This window comes from Phenylobacterium sp., assembly GCF_041916435.1.
Lineage (GTDB): Bacteria > Pseudomonadota > Alphaproteobacteria > Caulobacterales > Caulobacteraceae > Phenylobacterium.
In genome coordinates, this window is record NZ_JAYRZM010000005.1 from 244,591 (window position 1) to 257,681 (window position 13,091).

At 70.3% G+C, this 13,091-nt stretch carries 15 protein-coding genes and 1 riboswitch; of the genes, 9 read left to right on the forward strand and 6 right to left on the reverse strand.

Annotated elements, in window-relative coordinates; all coding sequences use genetic code 11:
• Positions 1–50: 50 nt before the first annotated feature.
• From ACE3TA_RS15515 to ACE3TA_RS15530, 4 genes are all read left to right on the forward strand, one after another.
• On the forward strand, positions 51–572 hold the full coding sequence (locus tag ACE3TA_RS15515) for a prolyl-tRNA synthetase associated domain-containing protein (protein ID WP_374575199.1): 522 nt from the start codon (positions 51–53) through the stop codon (positions 570–572).
• Positions 573–639: 67 nt separating this feature from the next.
• Positions 640–1,548, forward strand: coding sequence for a tetratricopeptide repeat protein (locus tag ACE3TA_RS15520; protein WP_374575200.1), 909 nt, complete (start codon positions 640–642; stop codon positions 1,546–1,548).
• Between the two features lie 75 nt (positions 1,549–1,623).
• Positions 1,624–2,283 (forward strand): LON peptidase substrate-binding domain-containing protein, encoded by a 660-nt coding sequence (locus ACE3TA_RS15525; RefSeq protein ID WP_374575201.1) that lies wholly within the window; start codon positions 1,624–1,626, stop codon positions 2,281–2,283.
• 9 nt (positions 2,284–2,292) lie between these two features.
• Positions 2,293–2,496: a Trm112 family protein gene (locus ACE3TA_RS15530; RefSeq protein WP_374575202.1), complete on the forward strand. Its 204-nt coding sequence runs from the start codon at positions 2,293–2,295 to the stop codon at positions 2,494–2,496.
• A gap of 120 nt (positions 2,497–2,616) precedes the next feature.
• Here the strand turns inward: ACE3TA_RS15530 and ACE3TA_RS15535 are convergent, their stop codons facing one another.
• Both ACE3TA_RS15535 and ACE3TA_RS15540 read right to left on the reverse strand, forming a co-directional pair.
• Positions 2,617–2,919: a GIY-YIG nuclease family protein gene (locus ACE3TA_RS15535; protein WP_374575203.1), complete on the reverse strand. Its 303-nt coding sequence runs from the start codon at positions 2,917–2,919 to the stop codon at positions 2,617–2,619.
• Positions 2,920–2,927: 8 nt separating this feature from the next.
• Complete coding sequence (locus ACE3TA_RS15540) at positions 2,928–4,181, reverse strand: UbiH/UbiF/VisC/COQ6 family ubiquinone biosynthesis hydroxylase (RefSeq protein ID WP_374575204.1); 1,254 nt, start codon at positions 4,179–4,181, stop codon at positions 2,928–2,930.
• 142 nt (positions 4,182–4,323) lie between these two features.
• Here ACE3TA_RS15540 and ACE3TA_RS15545 point away from each other — a divergent pair, with 142 nt between their 5' ends.
• The 3 genes from ACE3TA_RS15545 to ACE3TA_RS15555 are packed head-to-tail and all read left to right on the forward strand — an operon-like array spanning position 4,324 to position 7,678.
• Positions 4,324–5,427 carry an HlyD family secretion protein gene (locus ACE3TA_RS15545; protein WP_374575205.1) on the forward strand — a complete coding sequence of 368 codons (1,104 nt, stop codon included), beginning with the start codon at positions 4,324–4,326 and terminating at the stop codon, positions 5,425–5,427.
• A 2-nt stretch (positions 5,428–5,429) separates the two neighbouring features.
• Positions 5,430–7,070 carry a DHA2 family efflux MFS transporter permease subunit gene (locus ACE3TA_RS15550; RefSeq protein ID WP_374575206.1) on the forward strand — a complete coding sequence of 547 codons (1,641 nt, stop codon included), beginning with the start codon at positions 5,430–5,432 and terminating at the stop codon, positions 7,068–7,070.
• On the forward strand, positions 7,070–7,678 hold the full coding sequence (locus ACE3TA_RS15555) for a TetR/AcrR family transcriptional regulator (protein WP_374575207.1): 609 nt from the start codon (positions 7,070–7,072) through the stop codon (positions 7,676–7,678). The genes ACE3TA_RS15550 and ACE3TA_RS15555 overlap by 1 nt, the downstream gene beginning before the upstream one ends.
• Here ACE3TA_RS15555 and ACE3TA_RS15560 read toward each other — a convergent pair.
• Entirely contained in the window at positions 7,675–8,487 is an 813-nt protein-coding gene (locus tag ACE3TA_RS15560) for an enoyl-ACP reductase (RefSeq protein ID WP_374575208.1), read from the reverse strand. The two genes, ACE3TA_RS15555 and ACE3TA_RS15560, sit on opposite strands and share 4 nt — an antisense overlap.
• 175 nt (positions 8,488–8,662) lie before the next feature.
• Between ACE3TA_RS15560 and ACE3TA_RS15565 the strand changes: the two genes are divergently transcribed.
• Entirely contained in the window at positions 8,663–9,439 is a 777-nt protein-coding gene (locus ACE3TA_RS15565) for a class I SAM-dependent methyltransferase (RefSeq protein WP_374575209.1), read from the forward strand.
• A gap of 7 nt (positions 9,440–9,446) precedes the next feature.
• Here the strand turns inward: ACE3TA_RS15565 and fabB are convergent, their stop codons facing one another.
• From fabB to ACE3TA_RS15580, 3 genes are all read right to left on the reverse strand, one after another.
• On the reverse strand, positions 9,447–10,661 hold the full coding sequence (gene fabB / locus ACE3TA_RS15570) for a beta-ketoacyl-ACP synthase I (protein ID WP_374575210.1): 1,215 nt from the start codon (positions 10,659–10,661) through the stop codon (positions 9,447–9,449).
• 24 nt (positions 10,662–10,685) lie between these two features.
• On the reverse strand, positions 10,686–11,201 hold the full coding sequence (gene fabA / locus ACE3TA_RS15575; RefSeq protein ID WP_374575211.1) for a 3-hydroxyacyl-[acyl-carrier-protein] dehydratase FabA: 516 nt from the start codon (positions 11,199–11,201) through the stop codon (positions 10,686–10,688).
• Between the two features lie 67 nt (positions 11,202–11,268).
• Positions 11,269–11,835 (reverse strand): SH3 domain-containing protein, encoded by a 567-nt coding sequence (locus ACE3TA_RS15580; RefSeq protein WP_374575212.1) that lies wholly within the window; start codon positions 11,833–11,835, stop codon positions 11,269–11,271.
• 82 nt (positions 11,836–11,917) lie between these two features.
• On the opposite strand from ACE3TA_RS15580, the gene ACE3TA_RS15585 reads away from it, so the two are divergent.
• Positions 11,918–12,904: a 2-hydroxyacid dehydrogenase gene (locus tag ACE3TA_RS15585; RefSeq protein WP_374575213.1), complete on the forward strand. Its 987-nt coding sequence runs from the start codon at positions 11,918–11,920 to the stop codon at positions 12,902–12,904.
• A 51-nt stretch (positions 12,905–12,955) separates the two neighbouring features.
• Positions 12,956–13,016, forward strand: a riboswitch (Fluoride riboswitch).
• Positions 13,017–13,091: the final 75 nt, after the last annotated feature.

The following is a 13,091-nucleotide window of genomic DNA, read 5'->3' on the forward strand; positions in this document are numbered from 1 at the left end:
CTGCTTAGCCAGCCCCTCGCCTCTTCGTCCAGTTCCGCTATTCAGGCCCGATGAAGACGCGCGCCGACCTGTTCGACTTTTTCGCCGCCCATGGCGTCTCCCAGTCCACCCTCGATCATCCGCCCGTCTTCCGGGTGGGCGAGGGCGAGGAGATCAAGAAGGGCCTGAAGGGCGCCCACACCAAGAACCTGTTCCTGAAGGACGCCAAGGGCCGGCTGTGGCTGATCTCGGCGGCCGACACCACGGTGATCGACCTGAAGCGCCTGCACCAGGTGATCGGCTCGGCCAGGCTCTCGTTCGGCTCGGCCGAGCTGCTGCAGGAGGCGCTCGGCGTCACGCCCGGCTCGGTGACCGCCTTCGCCCTGATCAACGATCCGGACCAGAAGGTGACCTTCGTGCTGGACCGGGTCCTGGCCGAGGCCGACCACGTCAATTTCCACCCGCTGGCCAACACCGCCACGACCACGGTGGACCGGGCGGGCTTCCGCCGCTTCCTCCAGGCGCTGGGCCGCAGCCCCATCGTCGTGGATTTTCCGGCCATGGCGGTGGTGGAGCCCGACGCTTCGCGTTGAAGCCGAGGGCGCATGCGACCATCTTAGGCGCGACGCGTTGAAGTCGCGGGACAAGGACCAAGAGCCAATGACCCTGATCGGGGAAACCGCCGGCAAGCCGGCCGGCGACATCATCAAGGACGCCACCGACGCCAGCTTCGCCGCCGACGTGATCGACGCCAGCCGCGAACAGCCGGTGATCGTCGACTTCTGGGCGACCTGGTGCGGCCCGTGCCGCCAGCTCGGCCCGGCGCTGGAAAAGGCGGTCACGGCCGCCAAGGGCGCGGTGAAGCTGGTCAAGGTCGATATCGACGCCAATCCGGCCTACGCCGGCCAACTGCGCGTGCAGTCGATCCCGGCGGTGTTCGCCTTCGTCGACGGCCGGCCGGTGGACGGATTCATGGGCGCCCTGCCCGAGAGCCAGGTGAAGGCCTTCGTCGACCGCCTGGCGGCCCAGGCCAAGGCCGGCGCGGGCCCCTCGCCCGCCGACGAGGTGCTGGAGTTCGCCAGGCAGGCGCTGGACGAGGGCGACACGGCCACGGCTTCGCGCGCCTACGCCCAGGTGCTCCAGGCCGAGCCGGACAACCTCAAGGCCATCGCCGGCCTGGCGCGCTGCTACCTGAAGGCGGGCGACCGCGAGCGGGCCGCCGAGGTGCTGGAGATGGCCGGCCCCGAGGCGAAGGACCCGGAGATCGACAGCGTGCGCGCCGCCATGGCCCTGGCCGAGGACGCGCCGAGCGAAACCGCGGCCTTCGAAAAGCGCCTGGCCGCCGATCCCGACGACCACGAGGCCCGCTTCGAGCTGGCCAAGGCGCTGGGCGGCCACGGCCAGCTCGAAGCGGCCGTCGACCATCTGCTGGCGATCATCGAGCGCGACCGCGACTGGAACGACGGGGCCGCGCGCAAGCAGATCCTGACCATCTTCGAGGCGGCCGGCGCCAGCTCCGACGTCGCCCGCCAGGGCCGCCGGCGGCTGTCGGCGATCCTGTTCTCCTGATCGCCGCAAAGGGCGTTGTCCGGCCCGGCCGGACCGGACAATACTCTGGCGAAAGGCCCAGCAAGGATGAGCGTCATGCCAGGCGGATACCGACGCGTCGCGGATCTGCCCCAAGCCATACCGATCTTCCCGCTGGACGGGGCGGTGCTGCTGCCCGGCGGCGAGCTGCCGCTGCAGATCTTCGAGCCGCGCTACCTGAACATGGTCGACGACGCCATGGCCGGCGACCGCATGATCGGCATGATCCAGACCCGGCCGGGCGGCGAGCGCGCGCGGCCGAACCTGGCGGGCGTGGGGTGCGCGGGCCGCATCACCTCCTTCGCCGAGACGGCGGACGGCCGCTACCTGATCACCCTGACCGGCGTCTGCCGCTTCCAGGCGGGCGACGAGCTGCCCGTGCGCACGCCCTATCGCCAGGTGCGCGCCCGGTTCGAGCCCTATGACCGGGACCTGGCGACGGACGAGCCGGTGCCCGAGGGCCTGGACCGCGAACGCTTCGCCCGTGCGCTCAAGCGCTACCTGAACCGCCGGGAGATGGACATCGACTGGGAGACGGCGGCCGAGGCGCCGCTCGAGGCGCTGGTCACCAGCCTCGCCATGGGCCTGCCCTTCGATCCCACCGAGAAACAGGCGCTGCTGGAGGCCAAGAGCCTCGCCGAGCGCTTCGCCGCCCTGACCGCGCTGCTGGAGATCGACGGCATGAACGGCGATGACGTTCCGTCCTCCGTGCAGTAGGAGGGGCCCATGACCACCGCCGCCGAAATCCCCGCCGCCGTCGACCCGCGCCTCCTGGAGATCCTGGTCTGCCCGGTGACCCACGGACCGCTGGAGTACGACCGCGAGAAGGGCGAACTGATCAGCCGCGGCGCGCGCCTGGCCTACCCCATCCGCGACGGCGTGCCGATCATGCTGCCCGAGGAAGCCCGCGAGCTGGGCGAAGGCGAGTAAGAGTTCCACTGCCGTCATCCCCGGGCTTGTCCCGGGGACCCAACCCGACGCCTGGCCGCTGCACGGCGTCGGGTTGGATGGCCGGGACAAGCCCGGCCATGACGGCAAGGCAGGGGCGGGTCACTGGTTGAGCTTGAAATAGAGGTCCACCCAGTGCGGGTTCATCGCCTCGATCAGCTTGATCTTCCAGGCGCGGGCGTAGCCCTTGATCTGCTTCTCGCGGCGGATCGCCTCGGCGATGTCTTCGAAGGGTTGATACCAGACCAGCGTCTTGACGCCGTATCGAGCCGTAAAGCCTGGCAAGAGCCCCTCGCGATGCTCGTAGACCCGGCGGGAGAGGTCGCTCGTCACGCCAGTGTAGAGGGTTCCATAGCGGCGATTGGCGAGAATGTAGGCCGCGATGATCCTGTCCGGATCGCGCACCGCCGGAGTTACAACGCCTCGCCCTTCAACAGCCGCGGCAGGTCGCCGAAGGCGCCGCCGGCTTCCTGCATGAACATCCGCCGCGCCGGGCCGATGCGATTGACCGCCGCCATGCCGAGGCCGCGCGCCAGGCGGATGGCCGGATTGTCGTTGGAGAACAGGTGGACGAAGGCGTCCATGCCGGCGCTGAGGATCGCCGTGTCGAACCGGCGCCAGCGGGCGTAGCGCTCCAGCACCGCCTCCGCGCCGATGTCCTCGCCCAGGCGCGCGGCCTCCACCAGGGTTTCGGCCAGGGCCGCGACGTCCTTCAGGCCCAGGTTCAACCCCTGGCCGGCGATGGGATGCACCCCGTGGGCGGCGTCGCCCAGGAGCGCGATGCGCGGGGCGTAGTAGCGCTCGGCGAGCTGCAGGCTGAGCGGATAGGTGAACACCGGCCCTTCCAGGCTCGCCCGGCCCATGCACTCGCCGAAACGCCGTTGCAGGTGGGCGTGGAAGGCCTGCGGGCTTGCCTTGGCCAGGGCCTGGGCGCGAGCGCGGCTTTCGGTCCACACCAGGCTCGCCCGGTCGTCGGTGAGCGGCAGGATGGCGAAGGGCCCGCCCGGCAGGAAGTATTCGTGCGCCACGCCCCGGTGGCCGCGTTCCAGGCGCACGGTGGCCACCACCCCGGTCTGGCGATAGTCCCAGCCCACCACGCCGATGCCGGCGGCCTGGCGCACCACCGAGCCGCGGCCCTCGGCGCCCACCACCAGCGGCGCGGAAAGCGCGCGCCCGTCGGCCAGGCGCACCGTCGCGCCGTGGGCGTCGGCCTCCACGGCTTGCGCGCGGGCGGGCGCCAGCACCTCGATCCCCGCCGCGGTCACGGCCTCGGCCAGGGCCGCGCGGGTGCGCCGGTTCTCCAGCATGTAGCCCAGGGGCTCGCCGTGGGAGCGGTCGGCGATCTCCGCCGCGTCGAAGCGCAGGAAGAACGGCGACGGCCGGCCGTTGGCTGCGCCCGGCGCGCGCCCGTCGGTCACCAGGATCTGCTCGATGCGCTGGGCGTGCGGCTCCATCAGCTCGCCCAGGCCGAGCGCGCGCCACTGGCGGAAGGCCGCATAGGCGATCGCCGAGGATCGGCCGTCGAAGGCCGGCGCGAGCTGCGTCTCGAAGGGCTGGGGATCGATCAAGATGGGCTTCAGGCCCGCCCGGTGCAGAGACACGGCGAGCGTCGCGCCCGCCATGCCTGCGCCGGCGATGATCACATCGGCGTCGAAGGTCTTGCTCATGGCGCCGATATGCCGACGAAGCGCGGCCCGCGTCCAGTGCGACGCGCCGCGGCGCCGAAGGGGCTTGCCCGGTGAGAGAGCATCAACTACCTGACCGATATATAGACCCGGCAGTCCATTTTTCATTCCAGGGCGTTCATTCATGGCCTCATTCGCAAGACGCCACATTGTTCCTATCGCCGTCTCGGCCGTCGTCGCCGTCGTCGTGGTGATCGGCGCGATCTACTGGTGGACCAACAAGCAAACCTACGAGACCACCGACAACGCCTTCGTCCAGGCCGACAAGGTGGCGGTCGCGCCGCTGGTGGAGGGCTATGTGGCCGAGGTGCTGGTGACCGACAACCAGACCGTCGCGCCCGGCCAGATCCTGGCGCGCATCGATCCGGAGACCATCAAGGCCAGGCTCGCCCAGGCCGAGGCCAACGCCGCGGCGCTGGACGCCGCCGTGCGCGGGGTCGACGACAAGGCGGCGCTGGAGCAGGCCCTGATCGCCCAGCGCGCCGCCGCCGTGCGCAGCGCCGAGGCCGAGTCCAAGTTCGCCGACGCCGAGCTGAAGCGCTACGGCTCGCTGGCTGGCGAGGGCTGGGTCTCGCCGCAGCGGGCGCAGACCGCCCGCGCCACCGCCGACCAGGCCAGCGCCGGCGTCGCCCAGGCCCAGGCGGCCCTGGAGGCCGAACGCCGCGCCGCCGAATCCCTGGGCTCCACCCGCGCCCAGACCATCGCCCAGGCCGCGGCGGCCCATGCGGCGGCCGAGCAGGCGCGCATCGACCTGACGCGCACGGAAATCCGCGCGCCGATCGGCGGCGTCGTGGGCGCCCGCGCCGTGCGCCCCGGGCAGTACGTGCGCGCCGGCACCTCGCTGCTCAGCATCGTGCCGCTCGGCAAGGCCTACATCGTGGCCAACTTCAAGGAGACGCAGGTCTCGCGCCTGCGCATCGGCCAGCCCGTGCACATCCGCGCCGACGCCTTCGGCGACAAGGCCCTGGCCGGCAAGGTGGACAGCTTCGCGCCCGCCACCGGCTCGGAGTTCGCCCTGATCCCGGTGGAGAACGCCGTGGGCAACTTCACCAAGATCGCCCAGCGCCTGCCGGTGAAGATCGTCGTCAACGCCGATGACCCGCTGGCCGCCGCCCTGCGGCCGGGCCTGTCCGTCGAGGTGAAGGTGGACGTGCGCGACGACACCGGCCCCAGCTTCGCCGAGGCCCAGCCCGTCGCCCAGCTCGCCAGCCGCGCCGCCGAGCGCTGAGCATGAGCGAGGCCGTCCTCGATCCCGCCGCGGGGCCGCCGGCCGCCGCCCCGCCGCAACCGGCGGCGGCCCACGGGCCGCTGGGCCCGGCCGATCAGGTGGACTGGACCAAGGTCTTCCTGGGCTTCGGCGGCATGGTGATCGGCCAGTTCATGGCCGTGCTGGACGTGCAGATCGTCGCCGCGTCGCTGGCCCAAATCCAGGCCGGCATCGGCGCCAGCTCCGACGAGATCAGTTGGGTGCAGACCATCTACCTCCTGGCCGAGGTGGTGATGATCCCGCTCACCGCGTACCTGTCGAAGATGTGGGGCACGCAGAAGTTCTACGTCGCCGCGGTGGTCTGCTTCATCGTCGCCTCCATCGCCACGGGCCTGTCCACCTCCATCGAGATGATGATCGTCACCCGCGCGATTCAGGGCCTGGCGGGCGGGGCGATGATTCCGGCCGTGTTCGCCACGGCCATGACCGTCTTCCCCATCGAGCGGCGGGTGCTGGCCAACGTCATCGTCGGCCTGATCGTGACCTTGGCGCCCACGGTCGGCCCCACCCTGGGCGGCCACCTCACCGAGGCCCTGGGCTGGCGCTGGCTGTTCTTCATCAACGTCATTCCCGGCCTGGCGGTGGTGTTCCTGGTCAGCCGCTACGCCGATTTCGACAAGGGCGACGCGTCCTATTCCAAGGGCATCGACTGGACCGGCCTGGTGCTGATGACCATCGCGCTGCTGTCCATGCAGTACGTGCTGGAGGAAGGCGCTGGCGACGGCTGGTTCTCCGACGACGTCATCCTCTGGCTGTCGGTGTTGAGCGCCCTGACCGGCGCGGCTTTCATCTGGCGCCAGCTCACCTACCGGCAGCCCATCGTCTCCCTGGCGCCGTTCCAGGACCGCAACTTCACCCTGGGCGCTATGATGAACTTCGTCTCGGGCATGAGCCTCTATGGCGGCACGTTCGTGCTGCCGCTCTTCCTGGCGCAGATTCGCGGCTATTCGCCGGCCCAGGTGGGCACGACCATGCTGGTCTCCGGCCTGACCATGTTCCTCGCCGCGCCCACGGCCGGCCGGGTGATCCGCACCATGGACCTGCGGGTTGGCATGGTGCTGGGCTTCGGCCTGGTGGGCGTGGGCCTCGGCCAGGGCATCCACGTCACCAAGGACTGGGGTTTCAGCGAGTTCGTCGTGCTGCAGATCCTGCGGGGCCTGGGCGCGATGATCGCCATGATCGCCGCCTCGCAGATGAGCATCAGCACCATGCCCATCTCGCTGATGAAGGACGCCTCGGGCCTGGTGAACCTGATCCGCAACGTGGGCGGCGCCGTGGGCCTGGCGCTGATCACCACCATCCTCACCCACATGCAGGCCTCGCACTTCATGGACCTGGCCTCGAGCGTGAGCAGCGCCAGCATGGAGGCCCAGAACATGATGACGGGCCTCACCAGCATGATGACCGAGGGCGGCTCCCTCGACCCGGCCGGCGCGGGGCGAAAGGCCTTCTCCTACATGCTGCACCGGCAGGCGCTGACCATGGCGTTCGGCGACGCGTTCATGTTCCTGTCCGCCGGCTGCTTCGTGGCCATCGGACTGGCGCTGTTCGCCGCGCCGACGAAGCAGGACCAGACGACGCCGTCCGGCGGCGGAGGCCGCTGATGCCGCGCGTCCCCGGCCAGATCGATCTCGCCAAGCGCGAGGCGATCCTCAACGCGGCCAGCGCGGTGATGGCCGAGCGCGGGCTCGCCGCCCCCATGGCCGAGATCGCCCGCCGCGCCGGCGTGTCGAAACAGACGATCTACAACCAGTTCGGCAGCAAGGCCGACCTGGTGGGGGCGCTCTCCGAGCGGCGCACCCAGGAGATGATCGCGCCCCTGACGACGCCGGAAGCCAGCGACCATCCGCAGGAGGCGCTCGCCGCCTTCGCCCGCTCGCTCTTGGCGGTGGTGGTCTCGCCGCGGAGCGTCGCCTTCATGCGCGTGATCATCCAGGGCGCGCCCTACATGCCCGAACTGGGCCGCGCCCTCTACGACGCCGGGCCGGCCACCAGCCGCGCGCGCCTGGCCGAATTCCTGGCCGCCGAGCACGCCGCCGGGCGGCTCAACGTGCCCGATCCGCGCCAGGCGGCGGAGTTCTTCGGCGGCATGGCCGTGGGCTCCCATCAGACCGCCGGCCTGCTGGGCGCCGGGCGCGAACTCAGCCCCGGCGAGATCGACGCGATCTCGCGCGAGGCGGCCGCCCGCTTCCTGAAAGCCTACGGCGTCTAGGCTTCGACCTCGTCGGGCAGGCCCATGATGTGGAAGCCGGCGTCCACGTGCACCACCTCGCCGGTGGTCGAGCGGCCGAGGTCCGACACGAGCCACAGGGCCGCGCCGGCGACGCCCTCCATGGAGGTGTCCTCCTTCAGCGCCGAGAACGCCCGGCCCTGGGAGACCATGCTGCGGCCGCCGGAGATGCCGGCCAGCGACAGGGTGCGCATGGCGCCGGCGGAGATGGCGTTGGCGCGGATGCCCTTGGGCCCCAGGTCGCGGGCCACGTAGCGGGTGGACGCCTCCAGCGCCGCCTTGGCCACGCCCATGGTGTTGTAGTTGGGGATCACCCGCTCCGAGCCCAGGTAGGTCAGGCACACCAGCGAGCCGCCGTTCGGCATCAGCTTGGCCGAGCGCCGGGCGCAGTCGACGAAGCTGAAGGCCGAGATGTCCATGGCCCTGAGGAACCCTTCGCGGGTGGTGTTGTCCACGAACGAGCCCTTCAGCTCGTCCTTGTTGGCGAAGGCCACGGCGTGGACGAAGAAGTCGATGGTCCCGAACGCCTTCTCAATCACCTCGAAGGCGGCGTCCATGGAGGCGTCGTCAGTCACATCGGCGGCGGTGAGCGTCTTCACGCCGATGCTTTCGGCCAGCGGCTGCACGCGCCGCTCCATGCCCGGCAGGTGCATGAAGGCCATTTCCGCGCCCTGGGCCGCCAGTTGGCTGGAGATGCCCCAGGCGATCGACTGGTGATTGGCCACGCCCATCACCACGCCCTTCTTGCCCTTCATCAGCTCGCCCTTGGGCATCTGAAAGTCTTCGGCCATTTGGAGTCCTCGCCCGGATGTCTTTGGCCGGTTGTGGCCGCGCCCGCGCCGATACGCAAGGCCATGGCGCATCATGCAATATCCTTGTGAGCCAGGCTCACAAGGACTCGGCCGGGAAGTCGTTTGACGCGGGCCTGGGCCTCGCTGACTTTTTCGTGAGCGGGAGGCATGCGCCATGCGCCATCAGCACACCTTCGACACGGTCGCCGAGCTCTACGCCGACGTGCGGCCGGGCTATCCCCACGCCCTGATCGCCGATCTGGCGCGCACGGCGGGGCTGCTGCCCGGCGACCGCATCCTGGAGGTCGGCTGCGGCGCGGGGCAGGCCACCCGCGACCTGGCGATGCTGGCCGGCTCGGTGCTGGCGCTCGATCCCGGCGGCGCGCTGATCGCCCAGGCGCGACGGCGCGTCGACGGTCTGGGCGACGTGGCGTTCGAGGCCGTCTCCTTCGAAAACTGGACGATGCGGCCGGGGGTCTTCCGGCTGGTGGCCTCGGCCCAGGCCTGGCATTGGGTCGACCCGAACGTGGCCTACGAGCGGGCCGCCGAGGCGCTGGCGCCGGACGGCTGGCTGGCGATCTTCGGCCATGTGCCGCTGCCGCCCGGCCCGAAGTTCCTGGGCGTCTTCGAGGCGGTTTTCCGCGAGGTCGCGCCCGAGCTGTGGGGCCGCCCGACGCCGGAGACCTGGTATCGCCCGGAAGGCCCGATCGCCGGCCTCGTCGCCCGCTCGGCCCTGTTCGGCCCGGTGCTGCGGCGCGGCTACGGCTGGTCGCAGGAGCTGGACGCGGCCGGCTACATCGCCCTGTGCGGCACCAAATCCTACTTCAACGTGCTGGAGCCCGACCGGCGCGCACGCCTGTTCGCCGCTCTCGCCCAGGCGATCGACGAGCGCGGCGGGCGTATCGAGGTCGGCTACGAGACCTGGCTGCACATGGCCCAAAAGCTGGACTGAGGCGTCCTCAGGCGGCCCTGGCCATGATCAGGCAGCCGTTGGTGCCGCCGAAGCCGAAGCTGTTGGACATCACCGTCTCCACCTGTCGGTCGACGCGCTGGCGCAGGATCGGCAGGTCGGCGAAGTCCGGGTCGATGTTGTCGATGTGGGCGCTCTCGGCCAGGAAGCCGTTGTTGAGCATCAGAAGGCTGTAGATCGCCTCCTGCGCCCCCGCCGCGCCCAGGCTGTGGCCGGTGAGCGACTTGGTCGAGGAGATCGCCGGGGCCTTGTCGCCGAACACGGCGCGCACCGCCTCCATCTCCTTCACGTCGCCCACGGGGGTGCCGGTGCCGTGCGGATTGAGGTAGTCGATCGTCCGCCCGCCCGCGCCGGCCATGGCCAGCTTCATGCAGCGCGCCGCGCCCTCGCCGGAGGGAGCCACCATGTCGTAGCCGTCGGAATTGGCCGCGTAGCCGACGATCTCGCCGTAGATCTTGGCCCCGCGGGCCTTGGCGCGCTCGTACTCCTCCAGCACGACGACGCCGCCGCCGCCGGCGATCACGAAGCCGTCGCGGTCCTTGTCATAGGCGCGGCTGGCCACGGCCGGCCGGTCGTTGAAGCCGGAGCTCATCGCGCCCATGGCGTCGAAGAGGACGCTCAAGGTCCAGTCCAGCTCCTCCGTGCCGCCGGCGAACATCACGTCCTGCTTGCCGAGCTGAATCTGCTCGTAGGCCGAACCGATGCAGTGGGTGGAGGTGGCGCAGGCCGAGGAGATGGAGAAGTTGAGGCCCCGGATCTTGAACCAGGTGGCCAGCGTCGCCGAGGGGCCCGAGCACATCGCCTTGGGCACGGCGAAGGGGCCCACGCGCTTGGGCCCGCGGGTCCTGGCGGTCTCGGCGGCCTCGACGATGGCCTTGGTGGACGGTCCGCCCGCGCCGACGATCAGGCCGGTCATCTCGTGGCTCACCTCGTCCGGCGCCAGGCCGGAATCGGCGATCGCCTGTTCCATGGCGATGTGGCCGTAGGCCGTGCCCTGGGCCAGGAAGCGGGCCGCGCGGCGGTCGACCATCGATTCCCATTCGATCTGCGGCGCCCCGTGCACCTGGCAGCGGAAGCCCAGCTCCGCGTATTCCGGGGCGGCGACGATGCCGGACTTGGCTTCGCGCAGGGAGGCCAGCACCTCGTTGGCGTTGTTGCCGATCGAGGAGACGATGCCCATTCCGGTGACGACGACGCGACGCATGTTTCCTTCCCGGACTGCCGGCGCTTACGGCCGCTGATAGAGGCCGACCCGCAGGTCCGCCGCTGTGTAGATGGGGTTTCCGTCGGCTTCCAGCACCCCGTCGCCGATGCCCATGACGAGGCGGCGGTTGATCACGCGCTTCATTTCGATCTTGTAGGTGACCTTCTTGATGTCCGGCGTCACTTCGCCGGCGAACTTCACCTCGCCGCAGCCCAGCGCCCGGCCGCGGCCCTTGCCGCCGATCCAGCCCAGGTAGAAGCCGACCAGCTGCCACATGGCGTCCAGGCCCAGGCTGCCGGGCATCACCGGGTCGCCCAGGAAGTGGCAGTCGAAGAACCACAGGCCCGGATTGATGTCGAACTCGGCCTCGATGTAGCCCTTGTCGTGCGCGCCGCCGTGATCGGTGATCTTGGTGATTCGATCGAACAGCAGCATCGGCGGCGCCGGCAGTTGGGCGTTGCCCGGACCAAACATCTCCCCGCGCGCGCAGGTGAGCAGTTCTTCGTAGCTGTAGTGGTCCTTCGCCTCGGGCCTTGTCATTTCGAGCCTATTTTCACTTTCGGCCTGGGGCCGGGTGGTCAGGCCGTAGCAGAGCGGGCCGCCCGGCTCAACGACATTGGGGCTTGTCGTCGGTTCCCCAGAGGGCCGCGGCCGGGGCCCAGCCGGCCACGCCGTCGGCGCGAATCCGGCACCAGCCCTTCTTGCAGTGGATCAGCGCGGCGAGCGCGCGGGGCCGCAGATAGGCCTCGACCTCGGCCTCCGGTTTGGGCGCGCGGCGCAGCGCGAGCGGCTGCGGCTGGAGCCGCATCACCATGCGCCGGCCGTCGGTGGTGCGCTTGTGCACCCAGGCCAGGCCGTGCTCGGGATCGCACACCCGCCGCCACTCGCTGGTCTCGGCCACCACCTGCACCGGCAGGCCGCGCACGCGGTAGACCCAGAGCAGCCGGTGGTCGTCGCCGGGGCCGGCGCGGGCGTTCACCTCGCCGAACTTCAGCGACACGTAGCGCGGCACCGGCAGGCCGGACGGCGTCGGCCGGTCCACCGCCGTCGCCGCGGCCGAGGCCATTTGCTCGGGCCACAGGAAGCCGATCCCGGCCGCGCAGGCCAGGGCCGCAAGGCCCAGTGCGATCCAAATGCGCCGCACGCCGCCGTTCGCCTCGCCTTGGCCGTCCATGGACCCTTTGCTACAGGTGCTGGCGCGCCTTAACTGCGGCGCGCGTTCGTTCCGCTTCGAAGTCCTCTTTTCAGACCCGGTCATGCCCGCTCGCAAGCCGAAAGTCATCGTCACACGCAAACTCCCCGATCAGGTGGAGACCCGCATGCGTGAGCTGTTCGACACAGAGCTCAACCTGACCGACACGCCGATGGACCGCGCGATGCTGGTCAAGGCGCTGCAGCGCGCCGAGGTTCTGGCGCCGACGATCACCGACAAGCTGGACGCCGGCGTGCTGGCCGCGGCCGGCGACCAGCTCAAGCTCATCGCCAATTTCGGAGCCGGCTTCGACCACATCGACGTGGCCGCCGCCAACGCCCGCGGCATCACCGTGACCAACACGCCCGGCGTGCTCACCGAGGACACCGCCGACCTGACCATGTCGCTGATCCTGGCGGTGGCGCGGCGCATCGTGGAAGGCGCGAACGTCGTGCAGGCCGGCGGCTTCACCGGCTGGTCGCCGACCTGGATGATGGGGCGGCGCATCCACGGCAAGCGCCTGGGCATCATCGGCATGGGCCGAATCGGCACCGCCCTCGCCCGCCGGGCCAAGGCGTTCGGCCTGGGCATCCACTACCACAACCGAAAGCCCGTCAGCCCGCGCATCGCCGAGGAGCTGGAGGCCACCTACTGGGACAGCCTGGACCAGATGCTGGCCCGGATGGACATCATCTCGGTGAACTGCCCGCACACGCCGGCCACCTTCCACCTGCTCTCGGCGCGGCACCTGAAGCTGCTCCAGCCGCACGCGATCATCGTCAACACCGCCCGCGGCGAGATCATCGACGAGGGCGCGCTCATCGACCTGCTCAGCAAGGGCCAGATCGCCGGGGCGGGGCTGGACGTGTTCGAGCACGAGCCGCAGATCAACCCGAAGCTCCTGAAGCTGCCCAACGCGGTGCTGCTGCCGCACATGAGCTCGGCCACCATCGAGGGCCGCATCGAGATGGGCGAGAAGGTGATCATCAACATCCGCACCTTCATGGACGGCCACAAGCCGCCGGACCGGGTGATTCCCTCGATGCTCTGAGCCCGCCCGCGGGCCGGCCCGAGCTTGACCGGCGCGAAGAGCTGGTTCATTCGACCCCTTGGGGATGGAGTTCCCCTTTAACCGCCATTCGGCTGATGACTCCTACCGTGCAAACTGCGCGGCGGGAGTCTGTCTGGGGCCCGCCGCGCTGGCCCTTCCCCTCCCGGACGTGGATTGATGTGGCCGG